General features: G+C 61.4%; 22 protein-coding genes and 1 tRNA gene. 4 read left to right on the top strand and 19 right to left on the bottom strand.

Going from position 1 to position 24,277, the window contains the following annotated elements:
* Window positions 1-33 precede the first annotated feature (33 nt).
* Window positions 34-768, top strand: a complete 735-nt coding sequence (locus HDF10_RS16840; protein ID WP_183815430.1) for a lysophospholipid acyltransferase family protein — start codon at window positions 34-36, stop codon at window positions 766-768.
* On the opposite strand, the gene HDF10_RS16835 is transcribed toward HDF10_RS16840, so the two are convergent.
* From HDF10_RS16835 to HDF10_RS16765, 15 genes are all read right to left on the bottom strand, one after another.
* Window positions 747-1,430, bottom strand: a complete 684-nt coding sequence (locus HDF10_RS16835; protein ID WP_183815428.1) for an SPOR domain-containing protein — start codon at window positions 1,428-1,430, stop codon at window positions 747-749. The genes HDF10_RS16840 and HDF10_RS16835 overlap by 22 nt on opposite strands.
* A 2-nt stretch (window positions 1,431-1,432) precedes the next feature.
* Window positions 1,433-2,212, bottom strand: a complete 780-nt coding sequence (locus HDF10_RS16830; RefSeq protein ID WP_179637228.1) for a slipin family protein — start codon at window positions 2,210-2,212, stop codon at window positions 1,433-1,435.
* 79 nt (window positions 2,213-2,291) lie between these two features.
* Complete coding sequence (locus HDF10_RS16825) at window positions 2,292-2,960, bottom strand: outer membrane beta-barrel protein (RefSeq protein ID WP_221271824.1); 669 nt, start codon at window positions 2,958-2,960, stop codon at window positions 2,292-2,294.
* Window positions 2,961-3,051: 91 nt separating this feature from the next.
* On the bottom strand, window positions 3,052-4,368 hold the full coding sequence (locus tag HDF10_RS16820) for an NfeD family protein (protein ID WP_183815425.1): 1,317 nt from the start codon (window positions 4,366-4,368) through the stop codon (window positions 3,052-3,054).
* Window positions 4,365-6,002, bottom strand: a complete 1,638-nt coding sequence (locus tag HDF10_RS16815) for a tetratricopeptide repeat protein (RefSeq protein WP_311732798.1) — start codon at window positions 6,000-6,002, stop codon at window positions 4,365-4,367. Before HDF10_RS16815 ends, HDF10_RS16820 begins: the two co-directional genes overlap by 4 nt.
* Window positions 6,003-6,020: 18 nt before the next feature.
* On the bottom strand, window positions 6,021-7,664 hold the full coding sequence (locus HDF10_RS16810; protein WP_311732797.1) for an ArnT family glycosyltransferase: 1,644 nt from the start codon (window positions 7,662-7,664) through the stop codon (window positions 6,021-6,023).
* A 3-nt stretch (window positions 7,665-7,667) separates the two neighbouring features.
* On the bottom strand, window positions 7,668-7,985 hold the full coding sequence (locus HDF10_RS16805) for a DUF3467 domain-containing protein (RefSeq protein ID WP_183815423.1): 318 nt from the start codon (window positions 7,983-7,985) through the stop codon (window positions 7,668-7,670).
* 43 nt (window positions 7,986-8,028) lie between these two features.
* Window positions 8,029-8,112 (bottom strand) — tRNA-Leu (locus HDF10_RS16800).
* A 117-nt stretch (window positions 8,113-8,229) separates the two neighbouring features.
* Window positions 8,230-8,406: a hypothetical protein gene (locus tag HDF10_RS16795; protein ID WP_183815422.1), complete on the bottom strand. Its 177-nt coding sequence runs from the start codon at window positions 8,404-8,406 to the stop codon at window positions 8,230-8,232.
* Entirely contained in the window at window positions 8,403-8,816 is a 414-nt protein-coding gene (locus HDF10_RS16790; protein WP_183815420.1) for a DUF6677 family protein, read from the bottom strand. The genes HDF10_RS16795 and HDF10_RS16790 overlap by 4 nt, the downstream gene beginning before the upstream one ends.
* Before the next feature lie 99 nt (window positions 8,817-8,915).
* A complete protein-coding gene (locus tag HDF10_RS16785; protein WP_183815418.1) occupies window positions 8,916-10,160 on the bottom strand; it encodes a M24 family metallopeptidase in 1,245 nt (414 codons plus the stop codon).
* Between the two features lie 415 nt (window positions 10,161-10,575).
* Entirely contained in the window at window positions 10,576-11,415 is an 840-nt protein-coding gene (locus HDF10_RS16780; RefSeq protein ID WP_183815416.1) for an FkbM family methyltransferase, read from the bottom strand.
* Window positions 11,416-11,531: 116 nt separating this feature from the next.
* On the bottom strand, window positions 11,532-14,732 hold the full coding sequence (gene infB, locus HDF10_RS16775; protein WP_183815414.1) for a translation initiation factor IF-2: 3,201 nt from the start codon (window positions 14,730-14,732) through the stop codon (window positions 11,532-11,534).
* A 136-nt stretch (window positions 14,733-14,868) separates the two neighbouring features.
* Complete coding sequence (gene nusA, locus HDF10_RS16770; RefSeq protein WP_183815412.1) at window positions 14,869-16,464, bottom strand: transcription termination factor NusA; 1,596 nt, start codon at window positions 16,462-16,464, stop codon at window positions 14,869-14,871.
* 95 nt (window positions 16,465-16,559) lie between these two features.
* Window positions 16,560-17,141, bottom strand: coding sequence for a ribosome maturation factor RimP (locus HDF10_RS16765; protein WP_183815410.1), 582 nt, complete (start codon window positions 17,139-17,141; stop codon window positions 16,560-16,562).
* Between the two features lie 334 nt (window positions 17,142-17,475).
* Here HDF10_RS16765 and HDF10_RS16760 point away from each other — a divergent pair, with 334 nt between their 5' ends.
* The 3 genes from HDF10_RS16760 to HDF10_RS16750 all read left to right on the top strand — a co-directional run bounded on the left by HDF10_RS16760 (window position 17,476) and on the right by HDF10_RS16750 (window position 19,687).
* Window positions 17,476-17,634 carry a hypothetical protein gene (locus HDF10_RS16760; RefSeq protein ID WP_183815408.1) on the top strand — a complete coding sequence of 53 codons (159 nt, stop codon included), beginning with the start codon at window positions 17,476-17,478 and terminating at the stop codon, window positions 17,632-17,634.
* 217 nt (window positions 17,635-17,851) lie between these two features.
* Window positions 17,852-19,378, top strand: coding sequence for an IMP dehydrogenase (gene guaB / locus HDF10_RS16755; protein ID WP_183815406.1), 1,527 nt, complete (start codon window positions 17,852-17,854; stop codon window positions 19,376-19,378).
* A 39-nt stretch (window positions 19,379-19,417) separates the two neighbouring features.
* Window positions 19,418-19,687 carry a DUF2277 domain-containing protein gene (locus tag HDF10_RS16750; RefSeq protein ID WP_183815404.1) on the top strand — a complete coding sequence of 90 codons (270 nt, stop codon included), beginning with the start codon at window positions 19,418-19,420 and terminating at the stop codon, window positions 19,685-19,687.
* A gap of 131 nt (window positions 19,688-19,818) precedes the next feature.
* Here the strand turns inward: HDF10_RS16750 and HDF10_RS16745 are convergent, their stop codons facing one another.
* From HDF10_RS16745 to rbfA, 4 genes are all read right to left on the bottom strand, one after another.
* Window positions 19,819-20,808: a GNAT family N-acetyltransferase gene (locus HDF10_RS16745; RefSeq protein WP_183815402.1), complete on the bottom strand. Its 990-nt coding sequence runs from the start codon at window positions 20,806-20,808 to the stop codon at window positions 19,819-19,821.
* A 108-nt stretch (window positions 20,809-20,916) separates the two neighbouring features.
* Window positions 20,917-22,812 carry an ArnT family glycosyltransferase gene (locus HDF10_RS16740; protein WP_183815401.1) on the bottom strand — a complete coding sequence of 632 codons (1,896 nt, stop codon included), beginning with the start codon at window positions 22,810-22,812 and terminating at the stop codon, window positions 20,917-20,919.
* A 27-nt stretch (window positions 22,813-22,839) separates the two neighbouring features.
* Complete coding sequence (locus HDF10_RS16735; RefSeq protein ID WP_183815399.1) at window positions 22,840-23,838, bottom strand: DHH family phosphoesterase; 999 nt, start codon at window positions 23,836-23,838, stop codon at window positions 22,840-22,842.
* Entirely contained in the window at window positions 23,835-24,245 is a 411-nt protein-coding gene (rbfA, locus tag HDF10_RS16730) for a 30S ribosome-binding factor RbfA (RefSeq protein ID WP_183815397.1), read from the bottom strand. The genes HDF10_RS16735 and rbfA overlap by 4 nt, the downstream gene beginning before the upstream one ends.
* Window positions 24,246-24,277: the final 32 nt, after the last annotated feature.

Raw genomic sequence — 24,277 nt, 5'->3', positions numbered from 1 at the left:
AGGCCCGCTGCGGCTGTTATTCTTGATGATGGAATGTTCGCAACCCTGAAGCTCGTCTTTGTTTATCTCGCCCTCGGCCCAATCACCGGGATCATCGGCATTCCTTACACGCTGCTGGTCGGAGACGTCAGCAGGCTCTATCGCGTTGCGATGTGGATCACGAATGCGGGGGTGCGCGCTGCAGGAATTAAGATCGACATCAGCGGGTTTGAAAATATTCCCGCTGGGCGCAGCTGTATCTTTATGAGCAATCACGTCTCGAATCTTGATCCGCCGGTCACGATTCCGCTTCTGCCGGGGCGCAGCTCAGTGCTGCTGAAGCAGGAGCTGATGAATATCCCCATCCTGGGGAAGGCGATGCGGCTGGCGAAGTTTGTGCCGGTAGAGCGGGGTAGCCGCCGCGATGCCGCCCAGGCCAGTGTGGCCGCTGCCGGGGATGCGCTTCGCTCCGGTCTGCACATCCTGGTATATCCGGAGGGAACGCGCTCGCCGGACGGGCGACTCTCAACCTTCAAGAAGGGGCCATTTTTTCTGGCGCAGGAGACGAAGGCCCTTATTGTTCCGATCGCTATCTCGGGAACGCAGACGATGATGCGAAAGGGAAGTAACGCGATCACGCCTGGATTGGCGCGGGTTCAACTGCTTCCGGCTATCGAGCCTTCGGACTATCACACGCGCGAAGAGCTGATGCGTGCGGTAAGAAACGCGATCGCAGCGGCGCTGCCACCGGAGATGCAGCCGGCGGACTACTTGACGATGGCGTTGTAACCGTCTGTCTGAAGACGCTGCCGCATGGCGTCGGCATCTTTCTTGGTGGAGAAGGGCCCGATCTGAACGTGGAGCAGCTTGTCCTGCGGCTCCTTGTGGATGACTACACTATAGCCGCGATGCTTCAAGGCATTGACGAGAACGTCGGCATCCTCCTGGTGTGACACGGCGGCTACCTGGACGATCGCTCCGCCCTGTGCGGCGGGTGTGATGGGAGTCACCGCTGCGGGCCTGGCGGCCGGCTTGATTGCGGGTTCGGGGCGGAAGTCTGCGGCGACGGCCTTGACCCTGGTGAGTGCGGGGGCTGGCTGGGTTGCGTCCCGGGGTTCTGTTGCTGAAGCGTCCGGAAGGCTGGAGCTTTGACTCGCGTCCTCAGCAACGATCACTGGCGAGCTGGATGCTGCGTGAGCTGCGAGGCTTACGGGAGAGGGTTTTGAGGCGCCGGGCTCGGAGCTTGTGGTGGTGTTCTCCGCCGCGCTGGCTACAGGCGGGGCCGAACGTCTGCCCAGCGAGTACCCGAAGCCGAAGAAGACCGCGCAGAGTAGAGTGAGTGCGAAGAAGATGCCAAGGATAGTGGTAGTGCCAAGCGAGATCTCGCGATCCTGTCCGCGAAAGTCGTGAAGATCCTGCAAGTCGTCATCTGTTTGGTAGCGGCTGTTCAAGGTCAGACCTTCTTCTCCAACGCCGTGTCGGGCGTGAATGTCTTATTGAACAGGTTCATCAGCTCCATTGGAAGGGGAAATACGATGGTGGTATTTTTCTCGACACCTATCTCGGTGAGGGTCTGGAGGTAGCGCAGCTGGAGGGTCATAGGCTGGGTGGCCATGAGCTGGGCGGCCTCGACGAGCTTGGCTGCGGCGTTGAACTCGCCCTCGGCGTGGATGATCTTCGCCCTGCGTTCGCGCTCGGCTTCGGCCTGCTTGGCCATGGCGCGGAGCATGGATTCGGGCATGTCGACCTGCTTGACCTCGACGGAGACCACTTTGACGCCGAAGGGGGCGGTGTGGCCGTCGATGATGGTCTGGATGCGGATGTTGAGGGCCTCGCGGTGGGCAAGGAGGCCGTCGAGGTCAACTTCGCCGAGGACCGAGCGCAGGGTGGTCTGGGCGAATTGGGAGGTCTGATAAATATAGTTGGCCACTTCGATGACGGCCTTGGTGGGGTCGACGACGCGGAGGGTGATGACGGCGTTGACCTTCAGAGTAACGTTGTCGCGGGTGATGACGTCCTGAGGGGGGACCTCCATCGCCTCCTGACGGAGACTGACGCGGACGATCTGATCGAGGGGACGGAAGATCCAGATGAGGCCCGGGCCCGCGGCTGCCTGCTTGACTCGGCCGAGACGGAAGATGACGCCTCGCTCGTACTCTTTGAGGATGTTGAGAGAGTTGACGAGGTAGAGAACTACGATGACGATGGCAAAGAGGAGCGGGAGAGACATCATTGGGTAAGACCTCTGTCGGCCAGACTGCTGCCGCCGCTGCGATTGTAAAGCAGACGCAGCAGCGGCCCGGTGCTATTGGCTAGAAGCGAAAGAAAAAGCCGAATCCGGGTTGGAGCTCGGTGGTGCGCTTCTGAATGGTGAGGTAGTTGGTTTCGAAGTCTGGAGCCTTGAAGAACTGCTGGCGGAACTCAGCGCGGGCGCCGAAGTGTTTGTTCAGCATGTAGTCGCCGCCGACATTGTAGTAGTAGGTGGCGCGTGCCTGAGGCCCCAGGCCTTCGCCGCCGCCGGGCGTGGGGCGGAAGGCGATTGTTCCGGCGCCGACACCGATGAAGGGTGCGATTCCGTGAAACTGACGTCGGGGGTGGGCGACGTAGCCGAAGGTATACTCCGAGGCGTTTTGCTGGACGCCGCCTACCGGAAGCGCCCCAAAGGGCGTGAAGGTCTGGGTGTAGCGAGCGTAGCCATAGTTGAACTCAAACCCGAGGTATGGCTTGACTGTGTAGCGGATCGTTACCAGAGGACCCACGGTATTGCCGGGGTGGAGATTAACCGCCGTCGGAACAGTGTTGATGACTACGGTGCCGTTAGAGTCTCTGTTGAGGATGGCGGAGGCGACCACGCCGATGTCGAGGCGGGAGAGTTGACGGTCCAGGCCCGATTGTGGGGTGGCCTGTGCGTTGGCGGTTAATCCGGCCGCGGGGAGCAGCAGGCAAAGTACAACGTTCCGAACCCAGGTCGGGCGAGACACATTCAACATCAAGAAAAGACTCCCTTATCCAAAAACTACTGTTCTTTCAGTCTACTCTGGCGCGGAGGCTGATGGGGGCTTCGACGATGCGTCAGACGGGCTTATTGGCGGGTTCGACGATCAGGGTCAGGCCGTCGAGGTCGCGCACCGAGACCAGAGAGCCTACGGCGAGAGCGTCCTGGCCCCGGAGGGAGGCCTGCCAGAGTTCGCCGCGGATCTCTACCTGGCCGGTGGGGCAGAGCGGGGTGCGGACGACGGCAGTGCCGCCGATCATGGCTTGCGGGCCGGTGAGGACCTTGCCGCGACGGGCACGAAGCGCTATCCAGGCGAGGCCAAAGGAGATGGTGCCGAAGCCGAGGCCCGCGCCCAGGGCGGTCGCGAGATGGACGCGGAGCTCGGGGATGGGGCCGTCGACCAGGGTGGCGAGGCCGAAGATGAGCGCGGCGATGCCGACTGCTGCTAACACGCCGTGACTGCTGAACTTGGCTTCGAGGAGCATCATCACCACGGCCGCGAGGAGTAAGACGATGGCTGTGTGGCGGACGGGGAGAAGGTTTAGGCCGAAGAGACCGAGGAGCACAAAGAGAGTGCCGATGGACCCCGGGACCACGGTGCCGGGGACGTTGAACTCGAGATAAATGAGAAGCGCGCCGAGGACGAGCAGGAGCACCGCGATGTCAGGGTTGGTGAGTTTGCTGAGCAGCCGCTCGCGCTGGGAGGGAGCAGTGGAGATGATCTGTGCGCCCAGGAGATGCAGGGTCTGGGTGGTGCCGTCGAAGCGATGGATCGTGCGGCCGTCGAGGGCTTTGAGCAGGGAGGCGTCGTCGGCGGAGACCAGATCGATCAGGTTGAGTTTGAGCGCTTCTTCGTCGCTGTAGGATTTTGAGTTGCGAACGGCGTCCTCGGCGGCAGCGATGTTGCGGCCGCGGCGGGAGGTGTACGAGCGCAGGAAGGCGGCGGCGTCATTCTCGATCTTTTCTTTGAGGATGGGATCGAGCTGGCGGCCTTCGACGATGGGGTGAGCCGCGCCTGCGTTGGTTCCGGGTGCCATTGCGGCGATGTCGGCTGATTCGAGGAGGAAGAAGCCGGCCGAGCCTGCTCTGCTGCCCGTGGGTGAGATGAAGATGATTACGGGGACTGCCGAATTTTCGATGGCTTGCACCATGACGCGGGTGGACTCGAGCAGGCCGCCGGGCGTGCCCATGGAGATCAGGACTGCTTCGGCGTGTTGGCTGGCCGCTTCGTGGAGGCCGCGCTGGAGATAGTCTGCGGTGATGGGCTGGATGGTGTCGTGGATGGTGAGTTTGACAATGGTGCCGGGGGTGCCAGATGCGGCAAAGAGCCTGCCAGGCAGAACGCAGGAGAACGCCGTCAAAAGGAGGAGGGCGAATCTCGCGAGGGAGTTCATGGCAGGCTCTGTCCGCGCGCCTGCAGGGCCTGACGCATGCCTTGCGCGGCAGAGTTCTTCGGGTCGAGTTGTAGCGCCTTGCTGACGTTGCCCGCTGACGCTGACGGATCGTTGGTCTGGAGATCAAGACGTGCGAGAACGAGATAGGCCGGGACGTTTGGGCGCAGCATGATGGAGCTTTGAGCCTCGGCGCGGGCGTCGGCTGCATTGCCGCTGCGCTCCCGTACCTGGGCGAGGCCTGCGTGAGCTTCCGCACTGGAAGGGTATGCTGCGATGGCGGTCTGGAACTCCTGCTCGGCTTCGGGGACGAGGCCTTGCGAGAGATACTCGTGGCCCTGGCGAGTGTATTCTGCGGCCTGTTCCGCTGGCGGCAAGGTGGCCAGACGCATGGCGCGCATCTGATCAAGTTGAAAGGCAGCCTGTCGGAAGGAGGCCTCCGAGTAGGTGCGCCGGATACGCTCGAGCGGATCGAAGTCGGACGTCGACGCTGTAGCGTCGGTGGCGGCTGCGGTGGGAGCCGGTGGTTTCTTGCCGGCGCTGATGCTTGTTTTGAGCTGTGCGGCTTCGGTGTCTGCTGGTCGCAGCTTGAGGGTCAGGTCCACTTCGCGCTTGGCTCCTGCGAAGTCGCCCTGGCGAAATAGGGCGACGGCGAGGTTGTAGTGGTAGTCCGGGTCGTTGGGATCGGCCATCGAAGCGCGTTGAAAGAGAGGAACGGCGTTGTGGCCCTGACGGCTGGAGGCGACAGCCTGATTGTTGACGACTTCGGGGAGCGGAAGCCGGCTGGCGACGAAGGAGAAGGCTGATTCAGCCTCAGCGTACTTGGCGGTGTTGAAGCGGGAGAGGCCGATATAGAACCCTGCTTCAAGAGCGCGCCGATCGGTCAGGGGGATCTTCGCAAACGTAGCCGCGGCCTGATCGTACTCTCGCTCCGCGTACTGGGCCTTGCCGAGAGCGAGAAGGGCTGCGGGATAGTTCGGGTTCGCCGAGATGGCTGCCTGAAGGCGCTTGATCCTCTCCTGAGAGGTTGGCGCGTCGGTGCCGCGAATGTAGTTCTCAAAGGCGCTTAGCTGGACTCCGCCTGATGCCGCAAGAAAGGTCTGCTGGGCTACGTTGAAGTGAGGATCGATCTGGCGCGCGACCTTCCACGCGATGGCGTTTTCGACGTCGAAGAGACGATTGAGTTCGCTAGAATCCTGCAAGGGCGCGGAGAGTCTGAGGTTTTTGACTTCGAGCACCTGCGCCTGCACGGCGATGCGGCCGTTAATGACGTTGTAGCTGCCTACGATGACGAAGTCGGCGTCGAGATTTTGCGCGATGCGAATGGTGGTCGCGCGCGACGGCCTGAAGTCGATGGGCAGGCCGAGATGGTCGAGCGCGTACTGGCGGTCTTCGCGAGTAATGGTGAGGAAGCCCGCGGAGGAGAGGCGCTGATTCAATGTGTCGGGAAACGAATCACCGACCCACGCCAGGGCTGCCTGTCCGGAGCGATTGTCGAAGGGAAGAACAAGAACGACGCGGCCACCGGCATCAGATGTTTCCGCAGATTGGGAGACTGCGGGAAGACTGCACAGCAGAAGCAGCGAGAGGAGCCAGGACCATGGGAGGATCGAGCGAACTTGAAGGCGCTTCGTCACAGATATGAGTATAGAGGGTCAGGGTTTTTTTGGCGGAAGGAGGGACGCTTCAACGATACGGGGGAAGTGGAGTACAGCGGCCCACTCCCCTCTGCGGTGCGCCTGCCAGACGACTTCGCCGTGGAGAATTGTCGCGACTTCGGAGGGAGAGAGATCGCGATGGAAGTCGAAGTACTTCGTGTCCGTGGACTCATGCTGTCGGCTGAGACTGATGCGATTGGCCAGCGGTGCCCACTTGGTCGAGAAGACGAAAGCTACATCGTAACTCCCTGGATCGGCGGCTGCTTTTTCGATTTGGTCTAGCGAGAAGTTCAGGATAGGCGTGGTCTTGACGGGATGATTGGTGTAGCCGAGCTCTGGACGGTTGAGCTCTGAGGTTGCGGGCCACGCGGTGAGGACGGTGGCTTGAGGGTATTTCAGGTCGATGAAGCGAACCGCCTGCTGATGGAGGACGATGAAGTCGCGGTAGGTGAGATTGTCCTCGGGGGCAAAGGCATAGGGCGGGTTGATCCAGATGCCGGCCAGGAACGCTACTGCGCTCAGCGCTGCGAGGAGGAGCCATCGCTCGGGGATTCGGCGGCGCCAGGTGTTGACGCAGACCAGCAGGGTGAGCGGGTACATCGGGAGCAGATAGCGTGTGAGGAGAGCGCCGCCGAGGATGGAGAAGGCGATCCAGTTGGCAAGGAGGATCACGCCAATGGCCTTGAGTGCTGGGCGAGAGATGGGGAGTCGCTTATTGGTTGCGGCGACAGGGAGGAAGATCGCGGCGATCATGCACACGACGGGAACGAACATGTTCATGTGTGCGAAGAGGTGGAGGAGGCGATGCCAGAGGCAGAGGGCGATGCGATAGGCGTCGAGGTTTGCTGTGGCGTTGTAGCGAAGGAACTCCGGATTGCCGAAGACGTAGCCGGTGCGGTGATAGTGATACGCATACCAGGCGGCGAGCGGCAGGATGGGAGCTAGTAACGCGACGATCCAGGAGGAGTGGAGTCTGCGTGAGGGTGGCTCGCGGCGATTTTGCAGAAGGAGGATTGTCTCCCACAGGGCAAGCGCTACGGGCGTGACGATGGATGTCTCTTTCGACAGCGCAGCGAAAGAGAACATTCCTGCGGCGTAGATTGGGTAGATCGGATTTAGGGCGAGTCTCGACGGCGTCTCTGCGGAGTCCTGGTTGAAGTAGAAGGCCAGCCCCCAGAGCGTGAAGGCTGCGGCAAAGATGTCAGCGTGAGCGAGTGTGCTCTGTGCAAACCAGATGGGATAGATCGCGGTGAGTACGACAGCGACTGCGGCGACGCCGGTGGTCGTCAGCGTTCTGGCTAGTTTGAAGACACCGAGCAGGGCGGCTGCGGCGACCATCGAGACCAGAGTGCGGGTGCCGCTGACGACGTATCCGGAGAGGTGCCACCAGGCGGCGAGGAGGATCGAAGGAAGCGGCGGGTGAGCGTTGGTGACGGTGCTCTGCGGGATGAGGGTACCGGTGCGAAAGAAGTCCCACGCGGCCGGAATGTAGTAGCCTCCTTCGTCCCAGAAGTAAGGGAGGCGAAGGAGGCGAAAGTGTGAGAGGTAGACGGCGACGAAGAAGAGCGGATAGAGCATCCAGAGAGGGATGTTCTCGAATGACTGCTGCCCGTCTTCGTCAGTGATGCGTTGGGGTCGCACGCTTTAGTTGATGGGACCTTCGGTCTGGGGGAGTTGCTCTAGCGTGATGGAGCCGAAGGTCTGCTCGTACTGGGCGAGATTGTGGCCGAGCACGTTCCAGAGGGCCTTTGCCTGCTGTGGGCTGAGATAGATACCTTGAAAGTTCTTGACGTTCAACTCTTCGGGATTGTCCTGGCTCATGGTGCCGAAGACGAGGAAGAAGTCCCAGACGCTCATGCGGACCTGCACGCTGTTGGCGTAGCCGTCGCGATAGTCTGCAGTGCTGGTGAGCTTGAGCTGGGGCTGTTTGTCCTGGGGCTGATTGGGGTTCTGCGGGCTCATCGAATCTCTTTCGGGGTTGGGGTTGCTTTTCAGATTCAGATATTGGTGCGGGAGAAGGGACTCGAACCCCCACGGATTTCTCCGCTTGGACCTAAACCAAGTGCGTCTGCCATTTCGCCACTCCCGCATTCTTCGTGGGCGACACTGTGGTGGTGTGCGAAGAACTTGAGTGCCACCACCAGCCTATGGCAAAGGGATGTTGTTTGCAACGTTATCGGCGGGAAGAGAGGCGATCAGTGCCTGATCAATGCTTGATGAGCCACATGATCCAGCTGGCCGCGATCGTGCCGCCGACGAAGAGCACGAAGCAGAAGGCTCCGAAGCGGATCATGGTGCGGGGTTCGGAGCGCTGCGTGATGCCGAAGACGACGGACGTGAAGAGAGCGAAGAGCAGGACTGCTCCGAAGTGCGAGATGGTCACGAGCGCTTCCTCCCGGTGGCCAGCGAGTGTGCGTCGACGGCGGAGATGATGTTGAGGAGGCCGGCCACCACCATGAATTTGGTTCCGTAGTCGGCGGTGGCTACCTGCACGGTAACCTGGCCGAGATCGAAGATGCGGGCGAGGACGTAGAGCAGGCCGTTGCCGAGGTCGCCTGCGAAGTTGAGGATATCGAGCAGGTCGCCGGTGTTGGGCGAGTAGATCTTGCCCTTGAGAGCGAGGCCGATGGTGAACATCGCGACGATCGAGACCATGAGCAGGCCGCCGCGGATCCATTTGCGCTGTAGAAGATGACCTGCGCCGGGAATGAGCCAGCCGGCGATGAGGGCCATCGCTGGCATCGAAGAAGATTTGCCAGCGACCTGCGCCGGAGCTTGTACGTTCGTCGTCATTTCAATCCTGATGATACCAGTTGCGGGCTACTAATTCGTGGTTCCACCGAGCCACCAACGAGTGGCTTCTTGTGTGGCGAATTCGTGAAGACTCTGCGGCTAGATTCTGACGAGTTCGGTCTGGACGCGGCCGGTGACTTCGGCTTTGCCTTTGCGGGCGATCATGTCGATCTCGCTGCGGATGCCGAATGCGTTGGGGTCGCTGGCGGGGCCGGGGAAGTAGAGGCCCGGCTCGACGGAGAAGCAGGTGTTGGGGAGGATCAGGCGCTCATCGTGAGTTTCGAGGTTGTCGAGGTGCGCGCCGTTGCCGTGGAGGACAGTGCCGATGTTGTGGCCGGTGCGATGAGTGAACCATTCGCCAAACCCGGCTTTGCGGATGACGTTGCGTGAGGCGTCGTCGGCCTGCCAGCCCGCGATGGGCTGGTTGGCGGTAAAGGCGTCCTGCACGACTTTGATAGAGGCATCGCGGGCATCGCGGACGGTCGAGAAGATGAGGTGCTCGCGTTCGGTGGGCTCGCGGCCGACGACGCCGGTCCAGGTGATGTCGTACCAGACGGCGGAGGGGTCGTCTTTGAGTTTGGCCCAGATGTCGATGAGGACGAAGTCGCCTTTGCGGATGGGGCGGGAGCTGGCGGCGGTGGGTTCGTAGTGAGAGTCGGCGGAGTTGGGGCCTGCGCTGACGTTTGGGCCATGCTCCCAGTCGAGTCCGGCGCGCGCCATAGCTTCTTGCAGATACTGCACCATGGCGTGCTCGTCGGTTCCATCGGAGCGGCCGCTGCCGGATCGTGCACGGGTGCCGATCTCATTCCACGCTGCGGCGAGGATCTCGTCGGTGTGCTTCTGCGCGACATAGTGGGTGGCGAGTTGTGCGTCGGTGAGGACGGCTTCGAAGTGGCTTACGAGGTCAGCTGAGCTGACGATCTCTTTGCCCAGACTGCGAAGGAGCTCGATGGTGCCGGCGTCGACCATGGATACGTACATGATGGCGTTGCGCGGGGAGTACTGCATGGCGAGCCTGGTCTGGCCTGCGAGGAGAGCTTCGATCTGCGTTTCGAGCTCCTGCCACGACGAGTAGACCGATTTTGTGCCGGGGAGGGAGTCGAGCCGTCCGGCTTCGATGCGGTGAACCAGCTTCTTCGGCTCGCCGTGGGCGGGGATGAGGTAGAACCAGCGGCGGGTGACGTGGGCGTTGGGATCGAGGCAGAGGATGCTGTAGGCGAGGGGGTCGCGGTGGTGGTGATCGTAGAAGAGCCAGCCGTCGATTTTGTTTTCGCGGAGGGCTTGCTGGATCCTGGCGAGGTCGAATTTCGTCTCACTCGGTGTCTCGGTGACGGCGTCTGACATGGTACCTCCCCCTCCTGGGTGAAAAGTGCGCAAAGTCTTCAAACTAGGAGACATGAGTCTGGACTTATTGGTCAAGTCTTCGCGGTTTAAACGCAAAGGCCCGGCTGTTGGCCGGGCTTGTTCTTCAGCTTTAAGGTTATCAGGCGTGTCAAGGTTTTTGCTGTGGAAAGCGGCGAGTTAGCTAGTTTGCTAGTCGGCGAGAGCAAAAGATAAAGGCAAAAAGCAACGGCAATGAATCAGTCGCTGCGGCTACGCCTTCGCTCCGGCCTTCGGCAGAGAGGAAACCGCTGCGCGGCTGCTTGTGAGGGCCAAGACTAAAGCCTTGGGTTACCTAGAAGCAAAGAAGGGCTCAAGGGTAAAGCCTTTGGCTGCTTAGAAGCGAAAGAAAGTTGGGAGAAGTTGAGGCTGGAGAGTTCTAGTCTTTGAGTGAGCCGATCTTGGAGGCGTAGATGTAGCCTGCGTTGCGTTGATCTGCGGGGTAGCCGGCATCGTCGAGCCACTTTACGCAGAAGCCTTTTTGCTGGAGGCGGTGGATGATCTCGGTTGGGTTGCCGACGGTGTTGTGGACCTCCATCGCGAGATTGTCGACCACGTCGAGCCATCGCACGGAGTCGCGAAAGATGGCGAACTCGGCGCCTTCGATGTCCATCTTCAGGAAGTCGACGTGTTGGATGCCGTAGGTCTTCATCAGCTCTTCGACTGTGATTGCGAGGTTGGCGTCGAAGTCATAGGGGTCGCACATGGCGTGGAGTGCGGCGGAGTCGTGGCGGAGGGACTCTCCGCAGAGGACGCCTTGATGAATCGTCAGCCCGGGTACGGTCTCCAGCTTGGTGCGAAAGGTGTTGTCCGGGTATGTGAGGGGATCGATGCCGACGACCTTACCGCCGGGGCCTGCCAACTGCTTCAAGAGGCTGGTGACGACGCCGGTGTTGCAGCCAAGATCGAGGCAGTTGTCGAAGTTGAGCTGTTTGAACTCCCGGAAGTAGATGCGACGAACGAAGAACTCTCGCAGGAAGGCGTAGCCGTTTCCGGCCGTGGTGTTGATTGCGTTTACATCTACTTCGAGGTCGTGCCCGAGCAGGTGAAAGCGCAGGACGCCGCGCATGGCGTGGTCTGCGGAGTAGAATTTGCGCTCGCGCAGAACGGTGGGGGCGTTCTGCAGAAGTGCGCCATACCAGCGCAGCGCCTGAGATTTGGGCATGGTGTGCCAGGTTTGAATTACGTCGTCGGCGAGGCGTCTGAGTTGTTGGGCCATGTGTGGCTCCATAGTACAAGACGATCGCTAACGTGAGATGTCGGTTGGCTGCAGGATGAGCAATGCAAAAGGCCGGGATCGCTCCCGGCCTTTTGTGTGCTGCGTGTTTGGGTTGGTTAGGCGTTGACTGAGTTTTCGGCGTTGGCTGCTGCTGCGGCCGCGGCGGCCTCGCGTTCCTTCTCGGCCTTCTCTGCTTTTCTGGCTGCGGCAGAGTTCTGGCCGAGTTCGGCGGCGAGGGTTTCGGTGGTGAAGGACTCGATGACGTCGCCGACACGGATGTCCTTGTGTCCTGCGAGATCGATACCGCACTCGACGCCCTGACGGACTTCGGAGACGTCGTCTTTGAAGCGCTTGAGCGAGGCAATCTTGCCCTTCCAGACCTCGGCGCCTTCGCGGAGCAGGCGGACCTGCTGATCGCGTTTGATGAGGCCGTCGGTGACGCGGCAGCCGGCGATCTGGCCGACCTTGGTGATCTTGAAGACATTGAGGACCTCGGCGCGGCCGGCGTAGTTCTCCTTGAAGACTGGCTCGAGGAGGCCGTACATCGCCTTGGTGATCTCATCCTGCAGCTCGTAGATGATGGAGTGCAGACGAATCTCAACGTTTTCGCGCTCGGCAACTTCGGCGGCCTTGCGGTCGGGCCGGACGTTGAAGCCGATGACGACGGCGTTCGATGCGGAGGCCAGGAGGACGTCGGACTCGGTGATTGCACCGACGCCGGAGTGGAGGACGCGAACGCGAACCTTCTCGGTGGACATGCGCTGGAGCGAGTCTGCGAGGACCTCGACCGAGCCTTGCACGTCGCCCTTGAGGATGAGGTTGAGATCCTTCATGCCGGCTTGCTTGATTTGCTCGGCGAGGCCTTCGAGCGAGACGCGGGAGCTCTTGGCGAGTTGTGCCTCGCGCTCCTTCATCTTGCGATACTGCGCGATGCCCTTGGCTTTGTCGCGGTCTGCCATGACGAGGAAGGTGTCGCCTGCGTCGGGCATGCCTTCGAGGCCAAGGATCTCGACCGGGGTGGAGGGGCCAGCTTCGGTGATGGAGCGACCGCGATCGTCGAACATGGCTCGGATCTTGCCGAAGGTGTTGCCGACGATGTAGCTGTCTCCGGTGCGGAGGGTACCGTTCTGCACGAGGATGCTGGCGACGGCGCCGCGGCCGCGATCGAGTTTGGCTTCGATGACGGTTCCGACGGCGGGACGGTCGGGCTGGGCTTTTTGTTCGTTGACGTCGGCGACGAGGCAGATCATCTCCTCGAGCTTGTCCAGGTTGAGATGCTTCTTCGCGGAGACTTCGACGAACTCGGTGTCGCCGCCCTGGTTGGCCGGTTGCAGGCCGCGCGTGGCGAGCTGCTGGATGACCTTCGAGGGGTTGGCTTCGGGCTTGTCGATCTTGTTGACCGCGACGATGATCGGCACGTTGGCGGCGCGGGCATGATCGATGGCTTCGAGGGTCTGGGGCATGACGCCGTCGTCGGCTGCAACGACGATGACGACGATGTCGGTGACCTTGGCTCCGCGGGCACGCATGCGGGTGAAGGCTTCGTGACCCGGGGTGTCGAGGAAGACGATCTCGCGACCAAAGGCGGGGGAGTCGGGCTTGGTAATTTTGACCTTGTAGGCGCCGATGTGCTGGGTGATGCCGCCGGCTTCGCCGCCTGCGACGTCGGTGGAGCGGATGGCGTCGAGGAGCGAGGTTTTGCCGTGGTCGACGTGACCCATGACTGTGACGACTGGCGAACGGACGACTTCGACCATTCCGGTGGTGTCTTCGAGGAAGCCTTCGATGGCCTCGTTCTCGAGCTGCTCTTCGACGGAGATGATGGTGGCGTCGGCGCCGAACTGGCGGGCGACATCCTTGACCAGCTCGCCTTCGAGGGACTGGTTGACGGTGACGAAGACGCCCTTCATGAGGAGGGTTGCGATGAGGTCCTTGCCGCGGACGTCGAGCTTCTCGGCGAGGTCCTTGACGCTGATGCCTTCGGTGACGGTGATGGTGCGGGTGATTGGCACGGGCTCGCGGGAGACCTGCTGGCCGCCGAAGCGTGGTGGCGGCTGGAAGCCCTTCATCGGCCCTTCCTTGGTCTTCTCGTAACGCTGTCCGCCGCGGCGTGAGGCTGGGCGTGCTGCGGGGCGCATTCCTGGCTTTTCGCCAGGGCCTGGCATTACGCCAGGTGCGCCGCCTGGAGCTCCACCGGGACGTGCACCGAAGCCTGGACGTGCAGGGAAGCCGGGGCGAGCGCCTGGAGTGAAGCCGGGACGGCCTGGTGCGCCGCCGGGGCCTCCTGGGCCTCCGGGGAAGGTGCGGGTGGGGTGCATCGGACGGCGTGCGCCGGGAGCCGTCGAGGACATGGGACGGGAACCGGGAGCGCCGGGCGACTGGGGACGTGGGCGCTCAAAGATGGGTCGGCCGCGCTGCGGCGTGCCGGGAGCCACTGGAGGCGCGGTGTAGATGGGGCGGGGCCCGGTCTGCGGCATGATGACGCGACGGGCTGGGGGGCCGGGAGTCGGGGCTGGAGCTTCTGGAGCGGCTTCGGTCTCAGCTTCGGCTACGGGCGCTGGAGCTTCGGCGATCGGTGCGGCGGGAGCGGCTTCGACTGGCGGGGCTGCCGGAGTTGCGGGCTTTGGCTCCGCTGCTTCCGCGGCTAGGGCGGACGGAGGTGCGGGCTTTGCTGCCGGTGGGGCAGCCACTACTGGAGTGGATGCGACCGCGGGGCGGTCAGCCGATGGCGGCGCGGTGGCTGGAGAGACGGCGACTGGAGCAGCGGCGACTGGCGGGCGCGCGATGACAGGGCCGACGGGCGGCCTGGTCGCGATGGCCGGGCCTGGGGCGGGAGCGACGATATTTGCGCCCTGGCGAGGCAGAGGAACGATGCGGCGAGGCGCTGCGGGTCCAGCCTGGGCAGGAGTGGCAGAGGAGACCGGGGCCGCGGTAGGTGGTGCTGCGACGACGCGCGGTGGTGCGGCTGCAACCGCGGCTGAGGCGGGAGGCGGCGCAACGACGGCGGTTGGGCGCGGCGGCGGCGCGGCTTTGGCGGTTGCCTCGGCCTGTTTGCGCTCGAGGATGGCCTTGAGGGCATCGCCAGGTTTGGAGACCTTGGAGAGGTCGAACCTGGGCTTGTTGTCGGCCTGCTGCTGCCGGCTGGCCCCGCTTCTTCCGCCGTTCTTGAAGTAGTCCCGAACTCTTTCGGCCTGATCGGCTTCAATCGAGCTGGAGTGGGTCTTTCCAGACACGCCAATGGCTTCGAGCGCGTCCAGGATTGGCCTGCTCTTTACTTCCAGTTCTCGTGCCAGATCGTTAATTCGAACTTTGCTCATCCGTCCCTTTTCGCTTGCCCTGCGCGGTTAGCTGTTCATAGCAGCCTCATCGTTGCAGGAATCTTTATTGTAAGTGCTCTCACTGGATTTCGAGAGTTCGTGATCCAGGGAGTGCTGTGGCGCGTGGTTGAACTGGCTAACCACGATCGTTTCCATCGTCGATACCTTCATCGGAGTTCTCCTGGGCTTCGTCGACCAGGGTGTCTACGCTGTCGTTATCCAATTCGATCCGTTCTTCTCGTGCATCGTTGTCGCTAAAGGCATCGCTGGCGGATTCGGCCTCTTCGGCGTCGGCGATATCTTCTGAGGAGAGGTTGTTGACCTCGTAAGCGGTGCCGATGCCGGCTTCTGCGGCAAGAATTGCTTCGGGCGTCTTTTCCATAGAACCCTCCTCGAATTCAGTTGCCGCCGTCTCTGATGCGGCGGAGATGGCAGGGACAGGACGCTCTTCGCCTTCTTCGTACTGGCCGAAGTAGTGGCGAACGGCGACGGAGATCTTTTCGACGGTCTTTTCGCCGATGCCGGGAACCTCTTCGAGCTGCTCGGGGGTCATGTCGGCGAGGGCTTCGACGGTGGTGATGCCGGCCGCGATGAGCTTTTCGAGGATGGTTTCACCGAGCTCGGAGACCTGTTCGATCGGGGTCGTGGGGCCGCCGCTCATGGCCTGCATCTGGCTCTCGACCTCCTGACGCTTCTCCTCTTCGCTCTTGATGTCGATCTTCCACTGGAGGAGCTTGGCGGCGAGGCGGACGTTCTGGCCCTTCTTGCCGATGGCGAGGGAGAGCTGGGTGTCGTCGACGATGACCTCGATCTGCTTGTCGGCGAGATCGGTGATGGAGACGCGGCTCACCTTGGCGGGCTGCAGGGCCTTCTCGGCGAAGGTGGTGATCTCTTCGGAGAACTCGATGATATCGATCTTTTCGCCGCGCAGCTCGCGGATGATGGACTGGACGCGCATGCCCTTCATGCCGACGCAGGCGCCGACGGGGTCGACGTCCTTGTCGCGGCTCATGACGGCGATCTTGGTGCGCTCGCCGGCTTCGCGGGCGATGGCGCGGATGGTCACGGTACCGTCGTAGATCTCGGGAACCTCGGACTGGAAGAGGTTCTGGACGAGAGCTGGGGCGGCGCGGGAGACGATGACCTGCGGGCCTTTGGCGGCGCGATCGACACGAAGGAGGACGACGCGGACACGCTCTCCGACGGCAAACTGCTCGAGGCGCGACTGCTCGCGTTTGGGCATGCGAGCTTCGGCCTTGCCGAGGTCGAAGATGACGTCCATGGGCTCGAGGCGCTTGACGGTGGCGTTGAGGACCTCGCCGGCGCGGTGGTTGTACTCGTTGAAGACGGTGTCACGCTCGGCTTCGCGGACCTTCTGGAAGATGACCTGCTTGGCCATCTGGGCGGCGATGCGGCCGAGGGGGGTGGTGTCCTTGTAGAAGCGCAGTTCGCCGCCGACTTCGACCTCGGGGGCGAGCTCGCGGGCCTGCTCGAGGCTCATCTGGTTGATGTCGTCTTCGATCTGTTCCGGGGTTTCGACGACGGTCTTGAAGACATAGGCGCGGATCTCGCCGGTCTCGCGGTCCATCTCGGCGCGCATATTCTCCTGGGTCTTGTAGTACTTGCGCGTGGCGAGCGCGATGGCGTCTTCCACGGCGCCTACGACCACTGCGGGCTCGATACCTTTGTCTCGGCTCAACGTCTCAATCGATTGATACAGAACACTTGCCATTGTTCACTCGTCCTTGCTCTTGTCCGAAGCGTATCCGGATTTGTCTCTGTTGGTTTTGCCGATTCAGAGAGGACTGCTTTCGTTCGAGCAGCTCTCTAAATCTCTGCGACTAGATTTGCCTTTTCGACGTTCGCCAGGGCGATGTCGACGGTCGATTCTGTCACAGCCTTCTTTGCCTTGCCCTTCTGTTTGACGGCAGAGAGGTCGATCGTCAGCACACCGTCTGAAAATTTGGCGAGACGGCCTTGCCACTGCCTGTTTTTATTCACCGGGGTGAAGGTCTGGAGTTTGACCAGACTGCCTTGAAACCGGGTGAAGTCTTCAGGCCGAAACAGCTTGCGTTCGAGGCCCGGTGAGGAGACCTCGAGGGTGTACTCAGCGCCCGGGATGAGATCTTCTACATCGAGGACGGTGCCAAAATCCTGTGCAAATACAGCGCAATCCTCATGGGTGACGCCGGAGAGCCTTTCCACCGGGACACCTTTCGGAAGATCTGCAACGGCCTCATTTGCGGCGAGTTCGGCAAGTTTGGCTCGTTCTGCTGCATTTTTTTCTACAAAGACGCGCAAGGTGCGGAATTTGACTCCGCCCTGAAACTCAAGATCGACGAGTTCCAGGTTGTGGGAGGCAGCGACACGTTCCGCGGTTGCTCGAATTTGGTCTAGCTGGACTGCCATAAGCGTTTTGTTTCCGGTTCAGTGGTCCCGCGTGCACAAACGTTTTTAGAGCAAATAAAAAGTGGGCTTTAGCCCACTCATCTCTTCCGTCAAATCACCGGTGCGGTCACGGCTCTCATTGGTACGACGGAACAAAATCGTCTGCAATTCAAATGATACATCTACTTTTCACGGAATTCAATGGGGGCGCTGTTCTTGGTTTGACAGCCTCCGGTGTAGTATCAGCCCAATTTCTTTCCGACTCTTCGCAGGTAAACCCAGCCATAAAGCAAGCACATAGCGAAAGTAGGGCACAAAACGCCGTGACATAGAGCCGTTCCCTTGATCCATTCCAATGGATATCCATCCCCAGCGATCTGAACATGATGCCTACGAGAGCGAAACCTACAAAGATAAGCAGGGGCATCAAGATGAGGAAAGTGCCGATTATTTTCCGCCATTTTTGCATGTGTTTGACACCTTAGAAACGGGCAGACGTAATAACGTCGATTGATTCTACCGTCCAAGGAACTACTGACAACAAAGCTATATAGTTGATGGGTTGAGTCTAGCGGCCAACACCGTCGCGTGTGAAACTTTGCGGAAATTGGGCCATCCAATTTGCTATGGGCGGTAGGCGACTCTACAATCGATGAAATCCCGCGAAATACAGGCTTGCTGCCGCATGGCCTATCGCTTTTCAACCATTACAACTGGAACCTATAAAAATTATGATTAGCTCCCCCGTACCCGAAGCCCTTACGTTTGATGACGTTCTTCTTGTGCCTGCCTACAGCGACGTTGTTCCAACCCAGGTGAGCACGCAGACCCAGCTGACCCGAAATATCACGCTGAGCACGCCGCTGATGTCGGCTGCGATGGATACGGTGACCGAGGCGCGGCTGGCGATTGCGATGGCGCAGCAGGGTGGGCTGGGGGTGGTGCATCGCAATCTGACGATCGAGCAGCAGGCAGGAGAGATCGACAAGGTGAAGCGGTCGGAGAGCGGGATGATCGTGGATCCGGTGACAGTGGTGCCCGATCAGACGATCGCGGATGCGCTCGATGTGATGCGGCGGTACAAGATCTCGGGTGTGCCGGTGACGAAGAACAAGAAGCTGGTGGGAATTTTGACGAATCGCGACCTGCGGTTTGTCTCGCGGACCGATTTGTCGATCGATTCTGTGATGACGAAGGCGAATCTGATTACGGTGCCGGTGGGTACGACGCTGGAGCAGGCGGAGCAGATTCTGCATCAGCATCGCGTGGAGAAGCTGCTGGTGGTCAATGACGACTATGAGCTGAAGGGACTGATTACGGTCAAGGACATTCAGAAGAAGTTGAAGTATCCGAATGCTTCGAAGGATTCGCAGGGGCGGTTGCGGGTGGCGGGTGCGATTGGCGCTACGGGGGATTTTCTGGAACGGGCGGAGGCTCTGGTTGCGGCTCGGGTGGATGCGTTGGCGATTGATTCGGCGCATGGACACTCGTCGCGAGTGCTGGAGGCGGTGCGTGAGGTGAAGAAGCGGTTTCCGCAGATTGATTTGCTGGCGGGAAATATCGCTACCTATGAAGGTGCGATTGCACTGATGGATGCGGGAGCCGATGCGGTGAAGGTGGGGATCGGGCCGGGTTCGATCTGTACGACGCGCATGGTGACCGGTGCGGGCATGCCGCAGATCACGGCTATCTCAGAGGCCTATCGCGCGGGGCAGGAGCGGGGGATTCCGATTATTGCGGATGGTGGGATCAAATACTCGGGCGATGTGACCAAGGCGATTGCGGCTGGGGCGAGCGTGGTGATGATGGGGTCGCTATTCGCTGGCGTGGATGAGAGTCCTGGGGAGACGATTTTGTATCAGGGGCGCTCGTTCAAGGCTTATCGCGGGATGGGTTCGCTGTCGGCTATGGCGCAGGGTTCGGGCGAGCGTTACTTCCAGGGCAAGAGCGATATGGAAGACGCTGCAAGCACCGAGAGGCCGTCGCTGACGGCAAGGGAGAACGGCGGCTCGAACCGGCTGGCGAAGTTTGTGCCGGAAGGGATTGAAGGGCGTGTGCCGCATCGTGGGCCGCTTGAGGGCATGGTGTATCAGCTGGTCGGCGGTCTGCGTTCGGGGATGGGATATTTGGGATGCGGGACGATCGCGGAGTTGCAGGCGAATGCTCGGTTTATTCGGATCTCGAACGCCGGGCTGCGAGAGAGCCACGTTCATGACGTGATCATTACGCGTGAGGCACCTAACTATCACGTGGAATAGAATTCTGTCGTGAATTTGCCTATGCGTTGAGGTGAAGCAATGTGCAGGAATATCAAAACTCTGTTCAACTTCGATCCTCCCGTCACGGACGATGAGATTCGAGATGCGTCGCTTCAGTTTGTGAGGAAGATCAGCGGTTTTACGAAGCCATCGAAGGCTAACGAAGATGCTTTTCAGTCTGCGGTGGGGGAGATATCGCTGATCTCCGGTCGCCTGCTGGCGTCACTTGAGACCAATGCGCCCCCTAAGGATCGAGAGGAAGAGGCTGCGAAGAAGAAGGCTCGGTCGGCGGAGAGATTTGCGGTTTGATCTTGGGGAGGTGTCCTGCCGGACGGGCCTCCTGCGCGGAGGGCGGTCACTTCGTGACTTGCATACCTTGTTTGGGGGGGCGCCGTCATTGTCGCTCCCTCCCGTTGGTCGGGAATAAGACTCTGTTCTCTTCAGGATGCCTGATTCGTGCGGTCTAGAACCATGGCGTCGAAGCGATGGCGGGTGAAGAAGCCGTGGTTCTCATAGAGCTTGACGGCCTGCTGGTTGGCTTCGGTGACGGTCAGGGTGATGGCCGCGAAGCTGGCGTGGGTCAGATGATCGATGCAATGGTTGAGGAGAGCTCGTCCTAGGCCGTGGCCTCTCCAGGCGGGGGCGATGCAGAGCTGGGTGATATGGGCGACGTCACTGGCTACGCGGGAACATAGCAACATTCCGACGATGGAGCCGTTGTGGCGGTCGCGAAGGACCCAGGAGGCGTTGGGCTCAAAGACGCCGCAGCCGGGGAAGCGGACGATGTTGTGGAGGAAGCGAAGGGAGCCGTGGAGGGAGCAGTACTGATCGTTGATGCGGGCGTCGATGTGGCCCAGGTAGCACTCGTGGATCAGCTCGGCGGCAGCCTGATAATGATCGCTGGACCAGCGCACCAGCTCAACGGTGGGGGGAAGATTCAGCTGGGGGGGAGCGTGGGGGACGTCTGCCGGGACGCTGAGGTCGCACTCCATGAAGAGGCGGGGATACATGGTGAAGCCGGATGCCAGGAAGACCTCGTTGATGGAGCCAGCGTCGTAGAGCAGGAGCTGAGACTCGATGCGTTGAATGCCGGGGGAGTTTTGCAGGAGCTGCAGCAGCTGGTGGAGCAGGGTGTGTGTGGTTTGAAGCATCTGCGCCGTGTCGTTGGCGATGGCGAAGGCGTCTCCGACGACTGCTTTCTGGCCCTCGTAGACGCAGAAGGTGAAGCCACAGATGCGTCCCCGGTCGAGAGCGACGAAGCCGGGTAGGATGCGGGAGTCGAGGTACTGGAGGAGGAGTTCGGTTGAGCTTTGATAGTTCCAGCGAAGACGTTGCTCCCAGACGCGCGACTCGGTTTCGAGCAGAGGACGAAGCTGGCGCGCCGAAAAGTGGCGAAGGTCCAGTATCTCGAGTTGGGTCGCGACGGCCATACCTTTGGGAGGTCTTTCGTCGAGCTTATAGGAATTTTGGTGGGATGGGTGAGTGTTAGTGCGGGCACCCGGGTGTTATGCCGGATCAACCCTCTGTGCGGAGTGTGGTTAGCCGGTGATGTGTCTCCGGGGCTTGGCTGGATGGTGGGGATGGTTCTCCGGCTGATTGGGAGGGGTGATGTCAGGGGAGGCCGGTGGGCGAGCGTAGACACGGTAGACTTCGATCCCTTGCGATTCGTAGAGGAATAGGGGTTTGTAGACGCGCCCGGCGAGCCAGCGGTCGAGATCGCCGGCATCGCTGGCACGGATGACGAGGATGTGCTCTGCGTCGGGGACGCCGTCGGTGCCGTAATGGATCATGGGCTCGTTGCGATAGAAGGCGAGGCCGTAGTCCATGTCGCGCTTGATGTCGGTGGCTACAAGCTTCACGTCGGGTGCCTGTTGCTGGATCTCGTGGGCGAGGGGGCGGGCAGAGTAGTTCATGTCGAGCTCTTTGCCGTAGAAGCCGAGGAGGAAGACGAGAGTTGCGAGGACTGGCAGCAGGGTTACGTTGCAGATCTGCGAGATGCCCCAACGACGGATAGTGAGGAAGACGACGGCTCCGAAGGCGAGTGCGGCGGCGCCTGCGACCAGCAGCCATTGCGCGGAGGGTACGAAGGTCTCGTACTTCATGTGCTGAGGGGCTAGAGCGAGGACGAAGACAAGGAGGCCGCAGGTGGCGGCGTGCGCCCAGATGAGCCATTGTGGAAGGCCCTGGCGGCGGCTGCGGTTGAGATAGTCGGCGGTGAGGATGGTCAGCGGAGGAATGGAGGGAAGAATGTAGCCGGGGAGCTTGGAGCCGGAGAAGGAGAAGAAGACGATGGGGAAGAGTGCCCAGAGGACGAGGAACTCGGGGAAGGCATCGCCGGCGCGGGTGTGGCCGAGGTAACGCTGTGGATTGTGACGGACCTTCCACTCGGCGATGGAGACTTCGATGGAGTCGACCAGGGCGCGGATGGCTATGACGGTCCAGGGCATGAGGCCGATTAGGAGGACGGCGAGGTAGTACCAGAAGGGTTGATGGTGTTGGTAGCGGTTGGTGGCGAAGCGCTCGAGATTGTGTTCGAGAAAGAAGAGGCGGTAGAAGGTTGGGTTGCGCTTTTGAACGGCGATGTACCAGGGCAGCACCATGATCAGATAGAGGATGACTCCGGGAATCCAGATGGTGCGGCGGAGAAGGGACCACTCGCGACGGAGGCCAGCGAAGAGGAGGATGATGGCCAGCGCGAGGAAGGGAGCCACGGGACCCTTTGCGAGCGTGGCGGCTGCTCCGAAGAAGTAGAGATCGAAGAGCCAGAACTTTTTTCCGGTCTCGTACCAGGCGTACCAGCCGAGCATCCCGATGCAGAAGGGCGCGGCGAGCTGCATGTCGGTGGAGGCGCCGCGGGCGAAGCTGACAATGGCCACGCAGGAGACGGTGATCAAGGCTGCGTCGAGGTGGCCGCCAGGGCGGAAACGCCGCATGTGGAGGAAGATCAGGACGACGAGGGCCAGGGTTGCAGACGAGGACGGGAGACGGGCGGTCCAGTCGGAGACGCCGAACTCCTTGAAGAAACTCATGGCGCGCCAGTAGTAGAGGGCGGGCTTTTCGAGCCAGGGCTTACCGTAGAGGATAGGGGTGACGGTGCCGCTGGCGATGCAGTGGAAGGAGTTGCGGATGTCTTCCGGGCGCGGGCTGCGCGGAATCATCTTGGCATCGACATCGTGGCAAGCCTGGGAGTGCGCGGTGAGCATCTCGCGGGCGATCTGGGCGTAGCGCGGCTCGTCGGCACCGACCAGGCCGAGCTGATCGCCGCCGAAGACCGGGACCAGGCCATAGAGCAGAAGAAAGATGGTGACCACGAAGAGGATGACAAACTCGCGGATGGTTGTGATGGAGGGCGGCTTTAGATACTGCTGGAGCCACATCACGGGTGCGCTGCCATTCCGTGCGCCGGTGACGGCGGGATGTTGAATATCGTTCATTTTTCTAAGTGGAGCGAGACAAGGCTATCAGAGTCCTGTCCGTAGCTGGGTGAGGATGCGCTCGAGAGCGACCGGGAGGGGGCCATCGAGGGTGCATCCGCTGGCGTTGCGATGGCCGCCCCCGCCGAAGCGTTCGGCGATCCGGGCCACGTCGGTCACGCCTTTGCTGCGAATGCTGAGGCGAAACTGGTCGGCGTTGGCGACCTCGCGGAGAAAGACGGCTGATTCGACGCCGGCGATGCTGATGAGGTAGTTGACGACTCCTTCGCAGTCCTCGGCGATGGCGCCGATGCGGTCCATATCTTCGCTGGTGACCCAGGTCCAGGCAAGATCGTCGTCGCACTGGAGGTTAGAGAGAGCGATGCCGAGCAGGCGGATCTTGCTGGCCGGGTTGGAGAGGTAGATGTCGCGTGCTATCCGGCTGGGATTGGCTCCGCAGGCGGCGAGGTGGTGGACCATCGCGAAGGTATCGGCGGTGGTGCTGGAGTAGGTAAAGGTGCCGGTGTCGGAGAGGATGCCGGCGTAGAGGCAGGTGGCCATGGAGGGTGTGATCTCGACGTTCGCAGCGAGAGCGATGTGATAGACCATGGCGGCGACGGCGCAGGCGTGCTCGTCGATCCAATTGACCGAGGCGAAGGGGCGGCCGCTAGCGTGGTGGTCGATGTTGATGAGGGTGCGGCCCTCGAGACCGAGGAGGCCGGTGCGGACGATGCCGTCGCATTCGAGGAGGATGGCCGGGGTGGTGCCGGTGGGGTCTACGTCGTTGGCGGATGGGGTGTGGTGGATGCGGCCGATGTTGGGGAGGGTGCTGTAGGAGGAGGGGATGGGGTCGGCGAAGACGACGTCGGCCTGGCAACCGAGCTGGTCGAGCACTTCGGCGAGAGCGAGGACGGAGCCGATGGCGTCGCCGTCGGGACGGGTGTGGGAGGCGAGGAGAAAGCTGGGATGGGACCGGAAGGCCGCCAATAGGTCGTCAATCTGAGTTGCGTGAGGCTTGGTCTCGAGGAGAAGGGCTTGGGGGGTCATGGTTTGCAGGGGGCCCCTGGGGTCGGTTCGGCTGCGGTGCGCCTCTGCTCGCGCTTGCGGGTGCGGGCGAGAAGCTCGTCCATGCGGCCGGTCATCCTCTCAGAGCGGTCGATGGCGAAGGTGAGCTCGGGGACGTGGCGTACACCCATGCGATCGCGGAGCTGGGAGCGGATGTAGGCGCGGGCGGTGGTGAGGCCTTCGAGGGTAGAGGCTTCCTCCTCCTCGTTGCCGTGGACGGCTACGAAGATGCGGGCGGATTTGCCGCCGGGGGCGAGGACGACCTCGGTGACGTAGCTGGGCGCGATGCGGGGATCGGAGAGCTCGCCTTCGAGCATGGCTCCAATCTCCTCGGAGAAGGTGTTGGCGACACGGTTGCGGTGGTAGGTTCTGGCGCGCTGCTCGGGCATAGAGTTTTGACTAGGTAGAACGGTTGAGGATA

It is taken from the genome of Tunturiibacter empetritectus, assembly GCF_014201375.1.
In the GTDB taxonomy this organism is placed as follows: Bacteria; Acidobacteriota; Terriglobia; order Terriglobales; family Acidobacteriaceae; genus Edaphobacter; species Edaphobacter lichenicola_D.
The sequence above is the reverse complement of the archived record's forward strand: the minus strand, read 5'-3'. Positions and strand labels throughout refer to the sequence as shown.